At 73.3% G+C, this 15,925-nt stretch carries 16 protein-coding genes and 1 pseudogene; 5 read left to right on the plus strand and 12 right to left on the minus strand.

Annotation, left to right across the window (positions count from 1 at the left end; all coding sequences use genetic code 11):
- Positions 1-4: 4 nt before the first annotated feature.
- The 4 genes from ACI79Y_RS09680 to ACI79Y_RS09695 form a co-directional block, all read right to left on the minus strand.
- On the minus strand, positions 5-598 hold the full coding sequence (locus ACI79Y_RS09680) for an HD domain-containing protein (protein ID WP_457158271.1): 594 nt from the start codon (positions 596-598) through the stop codon (positions 5-7).
- Between the two features lie 107 nt (positions 599-705).
- Positions 706-864 carry a hypothetical protein gene (locus ACI79Y_RS09685; RefSeq protein ID WP_457158272.1) on the minus strand — a complete coding sequence of 53 codons (159 nt, stop codon included), beginning with the start codon at positions 862-864 and terminating at the stop codon, positions 706-708.
- A 160-nt stretch (positions 865-1,024) separates the two neighbouring features.
- Positions 1,025-1,696 (minus strand): hypothetical protein, encoded by a 672-nt coding sequence (locus ACI79Y_RS09690; RefSeq protein ID WP_457158273.1) that lies wholly within the window; start codon positions 1,694-1,696, stop codon positions 1,025-1,027.
- A gap of 31 nt (positions 1,697-1,727) precedes the next feature.
- Entirely contained in the window at positions 1,728-2,084 is a 357-nt protein-coding gene (locus tag ACI79Y_RS09695; RefSeq protein WP_457158274.1) for a winged helix-turn-helix transcriptional regulator, read from the minus strand.
- A gap of 71 nt (positions 2,085-2,155) precedes the next feature.
- On the opposite strand from ACI79Y_RS09695, the gene ACI79Y_RS09700 reads away from it, so the two are divergent.
- Positions 2,156-3,160 (plus strand): zinc-binding alcohol dehydrogenase family protein, encoded by a 1,005-nt coding sequence (locus tag ACI79Y_RS09700; protein ID WP_457158275.1) that lies wholly within the window; start codon positions 2,156-2,158, stop codon positions 3,158-3,160.
- A 57-nt stretch (positions 3,161-3,217) separates the two neighbouring features.
- Here the strand turns inward: ACI79Y_RS09700 and ACI79Y_RS09705 are convergent, their stop codons facing one another.
- Together ACI79Y_RS09705 and ACI79Y_RS09710 are read right to left on the minus strand one after the other, a co-directional pair.
- A complete protein-coding gene (locus ACI79Y_RS09705) occupies positions 3,218-4,201 on the minus strand; it encodes a TIGR03557 family F420-dependent LLM class oxidoreductase (RefSeq protein WP_457158276.1) in 984 nt (327 codons plus the stop codon).
- Positions 4,202-4,263: 62 nt separating this feature from the next.
- On the minus strand, positions 4,264-5,058 hold the full coding sequence (locus ACI79Y_RS09710; RefSeq protein ID WP_457158277.1) for a biosynthetic peptidoglycan transglycosylase: 795 nt from the start codon (positions 5,056-5,058) through the stop codon (positions 4,264-4,266).
- Positions 5,059-5,274: 216 nt separating this feature from the next.
- Between ACI79Y_RS09710 and ACI79Y_RS09715 the strand changes: the two genes are divergently transcribed.
- Positions 5,275-6,438 (plus strand): RtcB family protein, encoded by a 1,164-nt coding sequence (locus tag ACI79Y_RS09715; protein ID WP_457158278.1) that lies wholly within the window; start codon positions 5,275-5,277, stop codon positions 6,436-6,438.
- A 66-nt stretch (positions 6,439-6,504) separates the two neighbouring features.
- Here ACI79Y_RS09715 and ACI79Y_RS09720 read toward each other — a convergent pair whose 3' ends face one another.
- The 5 genes and pseudogenes from ACI79Y_RS09720 to ACI79Y_RS09740 form a co-directional block, all read right to left on the minus strand.
- The gene (locus ACI79Y_RS09720) at positions 6,505-6,975 is read right to left on the minus strand and encodes an NUDIX domain-containing protein (RefSeq protein WP_457158279.1); all 471 of its coding nucleotides are present in this window, start codon (positions 6,973-6,975) and stop codon (positions 6,505-6,507) included.
- A gap of 10 nt (positions 6,976-6,985) precedes the next feature.
- The gene (locus ACI79Y_RS09725) at positions 6,986-7,477 is read right to left on the minus strand and encodes a hypothetical protein (RefSeq protein ID WP_457158280.1); all 492 of its coding nucleotides are present in this window, start codon (positions 7,475-7,477) and stop codon (positions 6,986-6,988) included.
- Complete coding sequence (locus ACI79Y_RS09730) at positions 7,464-8,036, minus strand: RNA polymerase sigma factor (RefSeq protein WP_457158281.1); 573 nt, start codon at positions 8,034-8,036, stop codon at positions 7,464-7,466. The genes ACI79Y_RS09725 and ACI79Y_RS09730 overlap by 14 nt, the downstream gene beginning before the upstream one ends.
- A gap of 100 nt (positions 8,037-8,136) precedes the next feature.
- The gene (locus tag ACI79Y_RS09735; protein WP_457158286.1) at positions 8,137-10,095 is read right to left on the minus strand and encodes a CHAT domain-containing protein; all 1,959 of its coding nucleotides are present in this window, start codon (positions 10,093-10,095) and stop codon (positions 8,137-8,139) included.
- A gap of 102 nt (positions 10,096-10,197) precedes the next feature.
- Positions 10,198-10,746 (minus strand): annotated as a pseudogene (locus ACI79Y_RS09740) (tetratricopeptide repeat protein); the annotation flags it as partial.
- Between the two features lie 403 nt (positions 10,747-11,149).
- Here ACI79Y_RS09740 and ACI79Y_RS09745 point away from each other — a divergent pair.
- Entirely contained in the window at positions 11,150-12,115 is a 966-nt protein-coding gene (locus ACI79Y_RS09745; protein ID WP_457158282.1) for a S8 family peptidase, read from the plus strand.
- 127 nt (positions 12,116-12,242) lie between these two features.
- Here ACI79Y_RS09745 and ACI79Y_RS09750 read toward each other — a convergent pair whose 3' ends face one another.
- Positions 12,243-14,105, minus strand: coding sequence for a metallophosphoesterase family protein (locus ACI79Y_RS09750; protein WP_457158283.1), 1,863 nt, complete (start codon positions 14,103-14,105; stop codon positions 12,243-12,245).
- Between the two features lie 225 nt (positions 14,106-14,330).
- Here ACI79Y_RS09750 and ACI79Y_RS09755 point away from each other — a divergent pair, with 225 nt between their 5' ends.
- Complete coding sequence (locus ACI79Y_RS09755) at positions 14,331-14,903, plus strand: DUF6318 family protein (RefSeq protein ID WP_457158284.1); 573 nt, start codon at positions 14,331-14,333, stop codon at positions 14,901-14,903.
- A 434-nt stretch (positions 14,904-15,337) separates the two neighbouring features.
- Positions 15,338-15,799: a hypothetical protein gene (locus ACI79Y_RS09760; protein WP_457158285.1), complete on the plus strand. Its 462-nt coding sequence runs from the start codon at positions 15,338-15,340 to the stop codon at positions 15,797-15,799.
- The last annotated feature ends 126 nt before the right edge of the window (positions 15,800-15,925 follow it).

Genomic DNA, 15,925 nt, shown 5'->3' on the forward strand with positions numbered 1-15,925 from the left:
CGGGTCAGCGGTCCAGCGGGTTGCCGCGCACTCGCTCGGCGAAGCCGCCCGCGACGAACTGCCCGGCGAGGGAGCCGGGCTTGCGGCGGGCCTGTGCGGTGAAGCAACCGAGGAACTCCTCGGCCAGCCCGAGCCGGGGGTGGCGGGCCAGCACCTCGGCGCGGAAGCCGGCCGGCCAGTCGTCGGGCCGGCGACCGGACACGTCCAGGCCGGTGGCCAGCTCCAGCAGGTGACCCTCGGGGTCGGCGTCGACGTCGACCTGCGGCCACATGTGCCGCACGATCACCTCCGAGACCCGGCGCCGCCGATCGGTGTCCCAGCCCGCGCCGGCGGCGAACACCCAGGCGACCGCGCCCCCGGCCTCCTCGAACGGCTCGGTGACGCTGTCGAACACCGGCACCAGGCCGAGGTCGTGCAGCATCGCGGCGACGTACAGCAGCTCGGCGTCGAAGCTGATGCCGCGGGCCCGGCCGTACTCGGCGGCCCAGAGGTACGAGCGGTCGCAGTGGGCGAGCAGCGCGGGCGAGGAGAACGCCGCGGCCACCTCACGGGCGGCGCGGGCGGCGGAGGAGCTGGGCACCAGTTCGTCGAGGGGCACGGACGGCAGTCTGGCCGCCGTCCGTGCCCTCACCTCGCCGATCCCGGCCGGATGGCAGGAACCCTGCGGAGGTCGGCAGGGTGCCCGGCCGTTCCTCCGCAGCGGGGTCAGCCGCGGCGCGTGCCGCTCGACTTGCCGCCGCTGTTGCCGCGGTTGGTCAGCGACGAGAACGCGCTCTTGAGCTTCTGCTGGTTCTGCGGCTTGCGCGCCTCGTTCATCGCCTTCTTCGCCACGCCTGCCTTGGCCATCTTGCCGAACAGCCCCATGGCTGCCTCCTCACGTCTCGTTGTGGTCCAGGACTGGTGGGTGCCCGGGGTGACGCTGCCCCAACCACCGCCGGCCAGGCGTTCCAGTCCACGGCGTCCAGGTGGCGCCGGAGGTCGCGGAGCCCAGGGGGGACGTCGCCGGCGAAGGCGGGCAGTACCTCTAGCCGGCGGCGGGCCGGACGCCGTCCCCGGCCTCGTCCCCCTCGTCCTCGTCCCCCTCCTCAGCACCGTCGTCCTCGTCACCCTCGCCGTTGTCCCGGGCGAGCAGGTAGGTCGCACCACCCAGCAGCGCCCCGGCCAGCACCGACAGCACGACGACGACCGGGGTGCTGATCGGCCCGACCACCGCGGTCAGCAGCGACCGGGACCGCGACGTCGGATCGGCCAGCACCACCCCGACGAAGACGGCGACCAGCGTGCCGGCGATCCCGGCGAACAGGTGCGCGCCCCGGCCGGCCAGCCCGATCCGGGCGGCCAGCACCCGCGCGGCCCGCACGATCCGGCCCGCCCGCAGCACCCGGAGCGCGCCGACCGTGCGGATCAGCCGCAGCACCTGGACCGGCCCGACCGCGAGCACGATGGCCAGCAGCACCCCGCCGGTGAGCAGCAGCATCCCGCGGTGACCGCGGATCCAGGCCCGCTTGTCCTCCGCCACCCACAGCAGCACGACCGACTCGGCGACCAGCACCAGGCCGCTGACGGCGTCGACCATCCGGCCGGCGGTGCCCAGCGTGCCCCCGGCGAAGGTCAGGAACATCGCCGGGATGGAGGCCAGGGCAGCCACCAGCACCGGCAGCGCCAGCCGCCGTTCCCAGCGTTCCTCACGGCTCATCGTCGACGACGCGCGAGCAGGGGCATCGCGCTCAGGCTCCCGCGGGGAAGCGGTCGATGTTCGCCTCCACCCAGTCGCGCAGCGCGGCGAGTGGCACGGTGGCGTCGACGCCGAGCGGGGTGAGCGAGTACTCGACGTGCAGCGGCACGGCTGGGTAGACCGTCCGGTTGACCAGCCCGTGCTGCTCCAGCCGGCGCAGCACCGCGGTGAGCACCTTGGGGCTGATGCCCTGCAGCCGGGTACGCAACTGGCCGAACCGCTGGGGCCCGTCCTCCAGGGCGCCCAGCGCCAGCGCGCTCCACTTGTCCGCGAGCAGGTCGAGCATCGACCGGCACAGACAGTCGGCCGAGTAGACGTCGTTCGGCGGGCGGGTCGGCACAGCAGTCACGATCACCATGGTATCTGCGGGGTACTTGGCACCCTGGTGGGTTACTGAGGTCACCGGGATAGCGTTCGGTCATGCAGATCCCCACGACCAACCGCGCCGTCGTCGCCACCGCGAGCGGCCCGGTCGACGTCCTCACCGACGTCCAGCTCGACGTGCCCACCCCCGGCCCGCGCGACCTGGTGGTCGACGTCCGCGCGGTCTCGGTCAACCCCGTCGACGTGAAGCTGCGGGGCGGCGCCCTGCCCGGCGACGGCGGCCCGCAGGTCCTCGGTTACGACGCCGCGGGCGTCGTGCTCGCGGTGGGCGAGGAGGTCAGTGCCTTCACCGTCGGCGACGAGGTGTACTACGCCGGCTCGATCGCCCGGCCCGGCTCCAACCAGCAGGTGCAGCTGGTCGACGAGCGGGTCGCCGGGCACAAGCCGGCCTCGCTCGACTTCGCCGAGGCCGCCGCGCTGCCGCTCACCACGATCACTGCCTGGGAGACGCTGTTCGAGCGCTGGAAGCTCGCTGCGGACAGCACCGGCACGCTGCTGGTCATGGGCGCCGCCGGCGGCGTCGGCTCGATCCTCGTCCAGCTCGCCCGGCAGCTCACCGGCCTCACCGTGATCGCGGCGGTGGGCCGCCGGGAGTCCCGTGAGTGGGTCAGCGGCCTCGGCGCGCACCACGTCGTCGACCGCAACGACCTGCTCGCCGAGGTGGCCGGCATCGCCCCACGCGGCGTGGACTTCGTGCTCAGCCCGTTCTCCGCCGGGATGGTCGACACCTACACGCAGGTGATGGCGGTGGGCGGTTCGGTGGTCGCGATCGACGAGCCCGAGGGCGTGGACACCCTGCCGCTGAAGTGGAAGAGCCAGGGTTGGCACTGGGAGTTCATGTTCAGCCGGGTGCTGCACGACCCGGCGAGCACCGCCCACCGGGAGCTGCTCGACGAGGTGGCCCGGCTGGTGGACGCCGGCACGCTGCGCACCACGCTCACCACCCGGCTCTCGCCGATCGACGCGGCGACCCTGCAGGAGGCGCACCGCCTGCTGGAGTCCTCGGCCACGATCGGGAAGGTCGTGCTCGCCACGGAGTGACCCGTCCTTCCGGTGCTGGTGCTCTGCCCCGCGGGAGCAGCGCACCAGCACCGGCCGTCAGGACGACGGGGTGAGGGAACGGACCCGCTCGATCAGCTCGTCCTTGCAGACCTGCATGAACCCCTCCGGGTCCGGGCCGGCGTTCTGGAAGACGATGTGGTCGAAGCCGGCGTCCACGTAGGGCTGGGCCTGCTGCACGTGCCGGTCGAGGTCCGGGCCGCAGGAGAACTGGCCCTTGATGTCCTCGGCGGTCACCGTGCTGCTGGCGGCGTCGAAGTTGACCGGGTTGGGCAGCTCGCTCATCACCGGCCACCCCGACAGTGCCCAGCGGCTGGTCTTCAGCGCCTCCTGCGCGGCGGCGTCCTCGTCGGGCGCCCAGGCCATCGGCACCTCGGCGTACTTCGGCCCGCTGCCGCCGTGCTCGGCGTAGGCCTGCACCAGCTCGGGCTTCGGCTCGGTGGCGAACAGCCCGCTGCCGTACTGGGCGGCGAGCTTGGAGGCCCCGGGCCCGCCGCTGGCCACGGCGATGACCGGCAGCTGGTCGGGCAGGTCGAACACCCGGGCGTCCTCGAGGGTGAGGTACTTCCCCTCGTAGGACTGGTAGCCGCCCTGCCAGAGCAGGTTGATGATCTCCAGCGCCTCGCGGAGCATGTGGTGCCGGATCCGGACCGCCGGCCAGCCGCCGCCGACGACGTGCTCGTTGAGCCGCTCCCCGGCGCCGATGCCCAGGGTGAACCGGTTGCCGGAGATGAGCTGCACGGTCGCCGCGGCCTGGGCGATCACCGCGGGGTGGTACCGGATCATCGGGCAGGTGACCCCGGTGGCGAGCTGGATCCGCGAGGTGCGCGCGGCCATGGCGCCCAGCATCGACCAGGTGAAGCCGCTGTGGCCCTGTTCCTCCAGCCACGGGTGGTAGTGGTCGCTGAGCTCGACGAAGTCGAAGCCGGCCTCCTCGGCCGCCACCGTCTGCTCGATGATCTGCGTGGGGCTGAAGGCCTCGGTGGCGAGCTTGTAGCCGACCTGCATGGGGGGTCCCTCCATCGTCTCCGCTGTCGCCTGCCCGGTGCCCGGGCGGCGCGGCGGAGAAACGGCGGGGCTCGGCGTCAGCCGCCGACCAGCGCCCAGTCGTGGTCGGCGACGTCCTCGGCCTCGGCCCGGGTGAGCTCGCCGACGTCGACCAGGCGGTCGAGCACGTGCCCCTGCCGGGCCGCCGCCCGCTCCGGGTGCTCCAGCGGGTCGTAGGCGCTGGGCGCCTGCAGCAGCCCGGCCAGCAGGCTGGCCTGCGCCCAGCTGAGCTCGTCCGGCGCCAGGCCGAAGTAGCCCTGCGCTGCGTCCACCACCCCGGTGAAGCCGTGGCCGAAGTAGGCGTCGTCGAGGTACATCCGCAGCAGGTCCTCCTTGGACCACTCGGCGTCCAGCTTCAGCGCGAGCACCACCGCGGACACCCGGTCCAGGAACCCGGCCTCGCCGTCCTCGTAGACGTTCTTGGCCAGCTGCTGGTCCAGGGTCGAACCGCCCAGGTCCTCCCCCGTCACCGCACCGATCGGCGCCCGCAGCGCACCACGCCAGTCGACCCCGATGTGCTGCTCGAAGTGGCTGTCCTCGGTGGCCAGCACCGCCGCCACGACCCGGTCGGGCAGCTCGCCCTCCAGCGGGGTGGCGCCGGCGGCGGCCAGCCGTTCGGTGACCCGGTCGTGCGCGTCGCCGACGTCCGGGGTCACCGCCCAGGCCACGCCGAGCACGCCGACGCCGAGGACGACCAGGACCAGCGCGGCTGCGGCCAGCCGGCGCAACAGCCGGGCCCACCAGGGGCGCCGCACCGGGGCAGCCGGGCGCTGCGGCACCACGCCGTCGCTCTCCTGCCGGGGGCGGGAGGCGGTCGGGTGGGATGCCAGCACGGTGTTCTCCTCGGTCGGTGCGGTGGACGTTCCCAGTCCACCCCGGCCACCGCTGCCCGCGCGTCCGCCCGTCGGGTGATCTTCCGTCGTCTGCCGGTCCGACCGCGGGCTGATCGCGCGCCCGGCGGGTAAAGGGCGTGCACGGCTCGTGGTCAGCGCGTTGACTGCACCGGCTGCGCAGCGCCACCACCCCTCCCACGGAGAAGAGAAAGGACCATGGAGCAGATCAACGGACGCCTGCTGAGCTGGGCGTCCATCCTGGAGCCGAGCACCCGCGAGCAGGCCGAGCGGACGGCGACGATGCCGTTCATCCAGCCCCACCTCGCGCTGATGCCCGACGCGCACCTGGGCAAGGGCGCGACGGTCGGGTCGGTCATCCCGACCGACGGCGCGATCATCCCGGCCGCGGTCGGGGTCGACATCGGCTGCGGGATGATGGCCGTGCGCACCCAGTTCGACGCCGCCGACCTCGCCGGCACCGACCTCGCCGTCCTGCACGGCTGGATCTCCCGGGCGGTGCCGCTGTCGGCCGGGCGGTACAACAAGCACGTCAGCGCCACCGCCGAGCCGCGCGTCGCGGAGCTGCGGGCGATGCCCGGCGCCGACCAGGCGAACGGCACGGTCGGCAACTGGCCGCTGCAGCTGGGCTCGCTCGGGTCGGGCAACCACTTCATCGAGGTGTCGGTCGACGAGCGGGGCCGGGTGTGGCTGTTCCTGCACTCCGGCTCGCGCGGTGTGGGCAACAAGCTGGCGTCGGTGCACATCCGCCGGGCGCAGGAGTGGTGCCGGGCGCAGGGCATCGAGCTGCCCGACCGGGACCTCGCCTACCTGGTCGAGGGGACGCCGGAGTTCGACGCCTACATCGAGGCGCTGCGGTGGGCGCAGCGGTTCGCGTTCCTCAACCGCGAGGAGATGATGGACCGCGTCGTCGCGCAGGTCGGACGGTTCCTGAAGGCCGACGTCCAGCGGCTGGAGACGGTGAACTGCCACCACAACTACACCGAGCGCGAGCGGCACCTCGGGCGTGACGTGTGGCTGTCCCGCAAGGGCGCGATCAGCGCACGGAGGGGGCAGGCCGGGCTCATCCCCGGGTCGATGGGGACGGCGTCCTACGTCGTCGAGGGCCTGGGCAACGAGGCGGCGCTGATGTCCTCCCCGCACGGGGCGGGGCGGAACCACTCGCGCAACGCGGCCCGGCGGCTGTTCAGCCGGGCCGACCTGGACGCGCGGATGTCCGGCATCGCCTGGGGGCACTCGGATGCGTTCCTCGACGAGCACCCCGACGCCTACAAGGACATCGACGTCGTCATGCGCGACGCCGCGGACCTGGTGGAGATCCGGCACACCCTCCGCCAGGTGGTGAACGTCAAGGGCGACTGAGGAAGGACCCCGCCGAAATGGCCATTATGGCGCGCTCCCGCGCCGCCATAATGGCCATTTCGGCGGTCAGGGGTGGGCGAGGGCCGCGGCGAGGCGGTCGAGGAAGACGACCTGGCCCTTCACCAGCTTGCTGCGGGCGGTGGCCAGGTCGAACCAGGCGGCCCGGTCGATCTCGGGGAACTCCCGCACTCGCCCCGAGCGCGGCGGCCACTCCAGGGAGAAGGTGTTGCTGACCGCGGCGCCGGCGTCGAGGTCGCCCTCGGCGGCCCAGACGGCGAGCACCTTGCCGCTGGTCACCCGGGCCTCCCCGAGCGGCGTGAACTCCTCGGCGGGCACCGGGGAGCCGAGCTCCTCGGCGAACTCACGCAGGGCGACGGCGAAGGCGTCCTCCCCCGCCTCGACCTCGCCCTTGGGGATCGACCAGCCGCCGTCGTCCTTGCGCGCCCAGAACGGCCCGCCCATGTGCCCGATCAGCACCTGGGGGCCGGCTGCCCCGGCCCGGTGGAGCAGGATCCCGGCGCTGTGTCGTGTCGGCACCGGCCCGGTGTCAGGTGCGCAGCCAGGGCGTGATGAACTCGGCTCCGCCGGCGGGGACGCACCGCAGGCGGACCAGCCCCACCGGCACGCCCTCGAGCAGGAACCGGCCGAGTTCGTCGGTCTCCTCGGTGAGCGTTCCGCCGGCGTGCTCGAGGACGACGCGGGCCGGCTGCCCGGGGCTGAGCTCCCCGACGAGCCGGCGGGTAGCCCCCTCGGTCAGCACCTCGACGTCCAGCCGCAGGTCACCGGCGCTGAAGGTCAGCAGCCGGACGTCGTCGCTGGTGCCGCGGACGGCGACGGCCACCTCCCGTGAGTCGGCGGTCAGCTCCGCCAGCTCGGCGTCGACGGTGCGCCAGGTCAGGGCCTGCCGGGCGAACTCCAGCAGGTCCGCCGGCACCGGGTCGCGGTCGCGGGCCACCCGGGCCAGGTCGTGCAGCAGCCGCTCGTCGGCGGCCTCGTCGTGCTCGGGCACCGCGCCCCCTCCCCCGTCAGGACCGGTCATCGACGCCCACCTCGGCGAGGTCGCGGCGCAGCTTCTCCAGGCAGCGGCGCCGGGTCGGCCCGATGCTGCCGATCGGCATGCCCAGCAGCTCGGACACCTCGGTGTAGCGCAGCGGCGGCTCGGCCAGCAGCACGCCCAGCAGCTCCCGGCAGCGGCCGGTGGTGTTCTCGAACGCGTGCCACAGCGCGGTGTCCCGCTCGGCGGTGACCAGCCGGTGGGACACGTCCGGGGCGCCGTCGGGCGTCAGGTCGAGCAGCTCCGGCTCGCGGGCCGTCTCGCGCCCTTCCCGGCGGATCACCCGCAGGCACTCACGCCGGGCGGTGGTGGCGAGCCACGCACCGACCCGGTCGGGCTCACGCAGCCGCGGCAGCTGCTCGACCAGGCGCAGCCACGTCGTCTGGAACACGTCGGCGGCGTCGTCCCCCCGCAGGCGGTGCCCCCGTGCCACCACCCACACCAGGTTGCCGAACCGCTCGACGAGCCCGTTCCACGCGGCCTGGTCGCCCGCCGCGGCGGACCGGACCAGCGCGGCGACGTCGATCGCCGGGGAGCCGGTCATGCGGCGTCCCGGCAGGGGCGAGCCGCGCACCTGGGGGCGCGGTTCGGTGAGCAGCACGAAGGACAGAGCACGACGGACACCGCCTGATACACCTCGGCTCTCATGCGCCGACGCAGAGGAACGCGGCGCCGGTGGCGGCTTCGGCGTCGGACCCGGTGCGGGCCCGGGCCAGGGCGGTGGCGAGAGCCGCGGGAGCGCCGGCTCCGGCCAGCAGCTCGCGGTGCAGGTCGACCATCAGCGGCGCGGTCTCCGCGTCGGGCACCTGCAGCACGGGCGCGACCACCGAGCGCACGCCCATCGACAGCAGGGTCGCGGCGAGGCCGAGCAGCTCACCGCCGGCCAGGACGGCGGCGGCTCCGGTCTCGCAGGCCGACAGCACGGCGACCTCGGGCGGGTGCTGCAGCCGCTCCAGGTCGTAGCCGGTGAGCGGCCCGTCGGCGAGGTCGACGGCGGAGAACTGCGGGTTGTCGCCACGGAACCGCCCGTGCGCGGCGAGGTGCACCACCCGCGCCCCGGACGCCGCGGTGAGCACGTCGGCCACCCGGGCGTCGTCACCGGTGAGCACCCGGGCACCGGGGTGCAGGTCGGCCAGCGCCTTCACCTCGGGCTCGGCGTGCGCGAGCCCCGGCCCGGCGGCGAGCACCACCGGCCCGCGGCCGGCCGGTACCGACCGGGCGCGTCGCCACAGGGTGGCCGACGGCGACACCGAGAAGGGGCGCCCCGCGCAGTTCGGCAACACTCCCCACGGCAGCGCGTGCAGCTGCTCGGTCGGGACGACGACCAGGTCGCGGTCGCCGAGGTCGGCGGCCAGCGGCGCGAGCAGCTGGGCGTCGAGCCGGGCGGCGGCGGTCTCCAGCCGGCGCCGCAGCCCCGGTGCGGGGTCGACGCCGGGTGCGGCCATGCGGCGCAGCGCGTGGAAGAGGTGGTGCAGCTCCCGGGTCACCGTCGCGGTCTCGCCGAGCCGGTGCAGCCGGAACCGCCCGCCGGCGGCGACCACCGCGATGAGCCGACCCTCGCACTCGGCGAACTCGACCAGTGCCCGGTCGCCCAGCGCGGTGTGCAGCTGGCCGGCGTCCAGGTCGGGCCGGACGCCGCGGCCGTCGCCGCTGGTGTGCCGCACGGCCTGGCGGATCCGTTCCTCCAGCCGGGCTTGCCGGCGGGCCAGCTCGGGAGCGGCGCGGCCCTCGGTCGCGGTGTCCTGGCGTTCCCGGACGACGGTGCGCAGCTCGGCCAGCGCCTGCTCGGTGTCCTCGTCGTCGGGCGGGTGCACCGGCGGGTGCAGGAGGGCGGCGGCCCGGGTGCGTTCGGCCCAGCGCCACACGAGTTCGGGGCGGTCGCCGTCGAGGGCCAGCCGGAGCCCGGTGCCGGCGAGCTCGGCGACGTGCGCGGACGCGGCGGCCCGGAGGTCGGTGGCGCCGAGGGTGGCGCGGTGGTCGTCGGCCAGGTCGAGGCCGCGGGCGACGGCGCGCAGCGCACCAGCTCGGTCTCCCCGGCCTCGGCGCAGCAGGGCCTCGGCGTGCCAGCCCAGCTGGCGGCGCCAGACCGTGCCCGACCGGCGCGATCGGCTGACCGGTTCCAGGTGCTGCTCGGCCCGGGCACGGGTGGTCGCTCGCTGGCCTGCACGGAGCCGGGCTTGGAGGGCGGCCTCCGGCCAGCCGGCGCGTTCCAGCCGGTCGGCCGCGCGGCGGTAGCCGGCCTCGGTCACCGACGTCGGGTCCTGCGCGGCGCAGGCCAGGACGACGGTCCAGTGCGCCAGGGCGGCCCAGCCGGTGCGGCGCTGCCGGGTGAGTGCCCGGGCGGCCTGGTCGGCGAGGGCCTGCGCGGCGGCCGGGTCCCCGCACGCCAGCGCGGCCTGGCCGAGGCGCAGTCGCGCCTCGGCCAGCTCGGCCGGCTCACGGCGGGCGGTGGCTGCGTCGACGGCGCGCTGGGCGGCGTCGCGGGCCTCGGCCGTGAGACCGGCCGCAAGCAGCAGCTCGCACCGGTCGCGCCAGAGTTCTGGAGGCACCTGGCGGTGCCGCTCGTAGCCTCGCTCCGCCTCGTCGTAGCGGCTCAGCGCCACTGGTACCTGTCCTCGGAGTGCAGCCACATAGCCGAGGTTGTGCTGGACGATGACCTGGAACATGCCGGCATCTGGTCCGCCCGCCAAAGACTGGGCTTCCAACAGGTCTCGCTCGGCAGCCCGCGGACGCCCCAACAAGAGATGAACGACGGCCCTGTTGCCGAGGAGTACCGCAAGATCCTGCGGCTCGTTCCACCCCCTCATCAACGGGAGTGCGCTCGCATACGTCTCCAGGGCGGCGTCCCAGCGCCCCAAGGCCTCCAAGACCATGGCCCGATCGCGGAGAAGTGCCCCTGCGTCAGGGTGGGCCTCGTCAACCCTGGGCATTCGTTCGAGCTCACGAGACGCTGCCCTCGCACGTCCACACCGTGCATGCACGTAGGCGAGTTCACACCGGGCCCGGGCAACAGCCGAGAAGTCCATCGCCCGCTCGCCGTACCGAACTGCACGGGAGAGGTGACCCACTGCAGCGGTGCTGTCGGCGAGGTGTCCAGCGGTCAGCGCCAAAGCTCGCTCGCAAGCCGAGGCGCTGCCCCAGTCTTTGGCCGCTCGGGCTGCAGCGAGCCCCCGCATTGCGACCCCACGAGCAGCCGCCGGGTCGGACAAGTACGTACGCAGAGCCTCATCGGCGAGGTCACGCGCTGTGGACATGGCCCCTCCCAGCTGACGTCCGACCGAGCCTAGGCGGTCCAAGTCCGCAGGTCACCGATGTATCAGCGCAGTTCTGCCGCGCTCTTGTCCCCCGGCGCGTGCGTTGCCTGACGCCGCGCTGCAGGTCGCTGGATGACCGGCGCGCCGGTCACCCAGCCTCACCGTTCCCATGGTGGCCGCTGACCAGTGGGACGGTGCGATCAAAGCCCCGCCCGCCATCCCCATGGAGGATCACGTGCCCGCTGCTCTCGTCATCGATCGTTCGGTCCCGCGCGTCCGGGAGGTGCTCGGCCGCTCGGATGGATGGTCCCGGGTCGCCTCCCGCCTCCGCCGCATCCAGCTGCCCGATCCGGAGTTCGCTGACGTCCGCCGCCGCTGTGCGGGAGTGGACGAAGACCGGTTGATGTCCGTGCGCGTCACCGGCCAGCCGATGCGCTTCCACGGTGATGCCGCGCCCCTGCCCACGCTCGCGGCGCTCCGCGACCGGCGTGACCAGCCCGGCGGGAACTGGACAGGTGAAGGGGTGCTGGTCGGCTCGGTAGACACCGGTGTGCAGCAGCACCTGTGGCTCTCCGGCGGCTACCTGTCTGCCCCCGCTGACTTCGAGGCACCCACCGGCCAGGCCCCGGGCCTGCAGGTCGGCCACGGCACGTTCATCACCGGGCTGGTGCTGCAGCAGGCCCCGGCCGCCGGGGTCTGGGTGGAGAAGGCGCTGGCCGCCGACGGGCAGGCGCTGTCCAGCGTGGTCGCCGACGCCGCCATGCAGCTGGCCCGCCGCGGCGTGCACGTGCTGAACCTGTCGCTGGGCTGCTTCGCCGACGACCCGAACGCGCGCGAGGTGATGCAGCAGCTGGTCGACGACCTGCACGAGGTCAACCCCGAGCTCGTCATCGTCACCGCGGCCGGCAACCTCGGTGGTCTGGGTGAGCCCCAGACCCCGCAGGACTTCTGGCCGGCGGCCCTCGACGACGTCGTCGCGGTCGGCGCCGTCGACTCCCCCACCTCGACCGGCTGGTCGGCGTGGAGCAACCGGGGGCCGTGGGTCGACCTGGCCGCCCCGGGGCACGAGCTGCTGAGCACGTTCGTCGAGGGCACGCTCACCGACGCCGACGGGACGGCCCAGACCTACACCGGCTGGGCGCGCTGGTCCGGCACCTCGTTCGCCGCCGCCGTGGTGGCCGGGGCGATCGCCCGGCTGATGACCGGCCGCCGGCCGATCACCGCCCGGGAGGCCGTCGCGGCGCTGCGCAGCGGCGCCTACGGCACCGGCTGGACAGCGCCGGAGGAGGGCGTGCCCGCCGTCCCGGTCGTGCGTTTGGCCACCTGGGAAGAGCAGCAGGCCGCCCCGTCCGACGCCACGATCACCTGATCGCGATCTCCGCACGTCCGTGGGTATCAGCGGCCGACGAGCGGGCTCTGTCCCGGTGACGCAGCCCTGACCCCGCTGCGTCGACCTGCGACGGCTGACGGGACCCACACCACGGGGGTGGGTCCCGTCAGTCGTCGGTCGGCCAGGGGCGCTCGTCGCTGATGCCCAGGTCGACGTCGCAGGTGCGGTCGGGGTCGACGTCCTGCGGGCGGAAGAAGACCGTGGAGGCGGTGACGTCGTCGCCGAAGGCCTCCGGCGCCTGCGCCTCGGCGGCGGTGGCCGGATCGGTGAGGACGGCGGTGTCCTGCGGGGTGATCTGGAACCGCATGATCCGGGTGAACTGGCAGGCCTCGGAGACGAAGCCGATGGAGAAGCTGATCGGCGGCCGGTCCTCACCACGGACGATGTTGTCCAGGCCGCCGGCGCCGGTGGAGCCCTCGATCAGGTTGATCGCCCCGTCGCCGTCCTGCAGCTCGTCGCTGGCGTTCTGCTGGTGTGTGTGGCCGGAGACGGTCAGCCGCACGTCGTTCTCCAGGACCTCGCGGACCTCCTCCGCGGCGACCGGCTCGTGGACGGCGAACACGTCGATCGGCGTCGTGTCGATGGCCTCGTCGGTACGGGTGGCGGTGGGTTCGCCGGACCCGTCGGCCGGCTGGCCGCCGTCCGCGGGTGCGATGCCGTCCCCGGCCGGTGCGGTGGTCGGACCGGTGGCCGTGGCGGCCACCGCCGTCGGGTCGTCGACCTCGAGAGCCTCCTGGACGGCGCGCCGCTGCAGGGGCTCGACGACCGATGCGGCGTCCGCGCCGTACTCACCGGGGCCGCCGTAGACGCGGGGGTCGGGGAGGCCGGCGATGGTCAGCCCAAAGGCGTCGACGAGGCCGGCGGAGACGTCGAAGCCGTCGCCGGTGGCGGTCTTGCTCCCGAGCACGGTGACGCCGGGGATGGTCCGCATCACCCGCTCGGTGTCCGGGGAGTCGTGGTTGCCGGCGATCCAGAGCATCGGCGTCTCGGCGGTGACCGCCCGCAGCGCGTCGAGGTAGCCGGGGGTCAGCTCGAACGCGGGGCCGAAGGCGCCCTCGTCGCCGGTGTTGATGATCAGGTCGATGTCGTAGGTGGCGGCGTACTGGGCGACCAGCGGGTAGTTGGCCGCCAGGTGCATGTCGGAGATGTACATGATCTGCAGCGCGGGCTGCGGAGTCTGGTCGTCCTCGACCTGCGACTGCAGCTCGGCCTGGATGCCGACCACCGAGCCGAGGACGTCGAGGGCCTTGGACCGCTGCGTGTAGTACTGGCTGAGCTGCTCAGGGAAGAGCTGCGCGGCGGCCAGCGAGCCGGTCAGGCGTGACTCCCGCACCCAGTCGGGGTTGTAGCTGACGACGCCGAACACCGAGACGGCGGCGAGGGCCAGGCCAGCGGCACCCAGCTGCTTGGCCCGGTGCCGCAGCTCGGACGGTCGGCGGGGCCGGCCGCGCAGGTACCGGACGGACATGTTGACGGCGGCGGCGGCGGCCAGGCCGAACGCGATGCCGATCAGGGCCTCCCCGACCAGCCAGATGGCGATCTGGGGCACCTGGGCGGCGAAGTCGGCCTGCAGCCGTTCGACGAAGGCCGGCAGGTCACCTTCGGCGGCGCGCGTGATCTGGAGGATGTCGACGTCTTCCGGGGAGATGTGCACGCCGATGGGCAGGGCGACGAAGTCGGGGAACTCCCAGTTGCCCAGGGTGGTGTCGGCCGACAGGACCGGGCGGTTGAACAGGCTGCCCTGCACCTCGAACGGGATGCCCTGGACGGTGGCGTGGTACGGGAAGGCCTGCAGTGCGGCCGCCGCCCCGAGCAGCGGGAGCGCGATCCGGAGCACCCAGCGCATGACGAGCTCGAGGACGCGGGCGGCGACGTGCCTGGCCCGCCGGGCGAGCTGCCGGGCGTTCTCCCCCCTGGTCGGGGGGAAGGGCAACGGGGGCTGGTCGCCGAGATCGGCCTGTCGAGACATCGCGATCATTCTCCGTGCCCGGGCGACGTTTCGCCGCGATCACGCCGGGACGTGACTGAACCGATGCGCGTGCTCGGGTCGAACGCGGTGGGACGCCTCGTCCCCCTGTTCCCGGAGCGGGGCGTTCCCCTGCTTGTCCACAGATCGGGTGACGACGGCGGCGGTCGGGCCACGGAGCTGCGTAGTCTCCCGGCAACTGTGCGCAGGCACTCGGGAGGACGACGGATGCGGCGGGTTCGACTGGCGGCGGCGCTGACCATCGGCGCGGCGGTGCTCGCCGGCTGCTCGAGCGAGCAGCAGGCCAACGAGACCCTGCCGTCGACGAGCGCGACCGCTGCCGAGTCGAGCGAGGCCCTGCCGCCACTCGGACCGCCGGACCTCCCGATGCCGGACGAGGCCCGGGAGATGACGCCCGAGGGTGCCGAGTCCTTCATTCGGTACTACATGGAGGTCTACAACGCCGCTCAAGAGTCCATGGATCCCACATACATGGATGAACTGAGCCAGGGATGCGCCCTGTGCGACGGCATCATCGCCAATCTGACCGAGGACTCCGCAGCCGGTTATCGGTATGTCGGGGGCCAAGTGGAAGTAACGTCTGTGGGCGCGGCCCCAGTCTCTGAACGAAGCGCTGAGCTGGTCTTTTCGATGACCCAGGCGAGACTACGAGTCGAATCACCCGGCGGCGACGAGTTGGCCGAGCTAAGCGCTCCAGCGGCCGAACTTCAGTGCGGGGCAGTTCTTGACTGGTCCTCAGTGAACGAGTCCTGGGTACTGGGACAGTGGGACGTCAACTGAGGGCGGTAGTGGCGGTCTTGCTCGCCACCGTCACACTTGGTATCGCCACACCCGCCTTCGCGGCTTCCTGCCGTTCTGCAGCCTGCGTCGATACAGAGTTGACGGATGGAAATGCGTCGATAACTGCGGAGCAGGTTTCTGGCCCAACATCAGGCGTATATACGGCCACCAACGCGAGCACAGCAGGGCCGCAACTTTTCCGCTGGCGACTGCAAACGCCATGCCAGATTGATGATGCGATTCAGGGCAGCTGCACTCCCGGACGAGTTGAGTGCCCAACCATTGACGGCCGCGTGATCAACTACTTGGTCATCCAGCGGCAGCGCATCGTTCAGGCAGACGGCGCCCCCGTGGAGGGCCTGCCCCCTGAGGCCGACGACGCGGTAGGAAGTGGATACGGCCCTTGGGGTACGACTGCTACCGCGTGCGTTGACGTGACGGACCTGAACCCGCCGCCGTCGCCGGCCGAGGTGTTCCGCTACTTCCAGACCCTGCCGCTGCCTGAGCTGGAGACCCGCCAGCAACCACCGGGCAACGCGCTTACCGGCCTCCCGGTGATCTTCTACACCGACAGTCCGTCGACCCAGACCTTCACCGTCGACATCCGCGGCTTCGACGTCGTCATCACAGCGACCGCCACCGGCTACACCTGGCACACCGGCGATGGCACCACCCTGACCACCGACCACCCGGGCGCCCCGTATCCCGACCACTCGATCACCCACGAGTACGGCTCGGGCACCTACACCGCCAGCCTCACCACCACCTGGGGCGGCACCTTCTCCGTCGACGGCGGTGTCCAGGCCGACGTCCCCGGCACCACCACCACCGACGGCCCGCCGGTCAGCTTCACCGTGCTCCAGGCCCGCCCGGTCCTCACGAACCCCTACGACTAGAGGGGTGGGGGGGGGGGGGGGGGGGGGGGGGGGGGGGGGGGGGGGGGGGGGGGGGGGGGGGGGGGGGGGGGGGGGGGGGGCCGGCGCCCCCGCGGCCGCGCGGCCGCGAGGCGCCGGCGCCCGCGA

It is taken from the genome of Modestobacter sp. SYSU DS0875 (assembly GCF_054050915.1).

Bases quoted from the DNA above. Each gene is read 5' to 3' on its own strand.
- ACI79Y_RS09685 (WP_457158272.1), bottom strand. From the start codon at position 864: ATGGGGCTGTTCGGCAAGATGGCCAAGGCAGGCGTGGCGAAGAAGGCG.
- ACI79Y_RS09690 (WP_457158273.1), bottom strand. From the start codon at position 1,696: ATGAGCCGTGAGGAACGCTGGGAACGGCGGCTGGCGCTGCCGGTGCTG.
- ACI79Y_RS09700 (WP_457158275.1), top strand. From the start codon at position 2,156: ATGCAGATCCCCACGACCAACCGCGCCGTCGTCGCCACCGCGAGCGGC.
- ACI79Y_RS09705 (WP_457158276.1), bottom strand. From the start codon at position 4,201: ATGGAGGGACCCCCCATGCAGGTCGGCTACAAGCTCGCCACCGAGGCC.
- ACI79Y_RS09715 (WP_457158278.1), top strand. From the start codon at position 5,275: ATGGAGCAGATCAACGGACGCCTGCTGAGCTGGGCGTCCATCCTGGAG.
- ACI79Y_RS09725 (WP_457158280.1), bottom strand. From the start codon at position 7,477: ATGACCGGTCCTGACGGGGGAGGGGGCGCGGTGCCCGAGCACGACGAG.
- ACI79Y_RS09730 (WP_457158281.1), bottom strand. From the start codon at position 8,036: ATGACCGGCTCCCCGGCGATCGACGTCGCCGCGCTGGTCCGGTCCGCC.
- ACI79Y_RS09745 (WP_457158282.1), top strand. From the start codon at position 11,150: ATGTCCGTGCGCGTCACCGGCCAGCCGATGCGCTTCCACGGTGATGCC.
- ACI79Y_RS09750 (WP_457158283.1), bottom strand. From the start codon at position 14,105: ATGTCTCGACAGGCCGATCTCGGCGACCAGCCCCCGTTGCCCTTCCCC.
- ACI79Y_RS09755 (WP_457158284.1), top strand. From the start codon at position 14,331: ATGCGGCGGGTTCGACTGGCGGCGGCGCTGACCATCGGCGCGGCGGTG.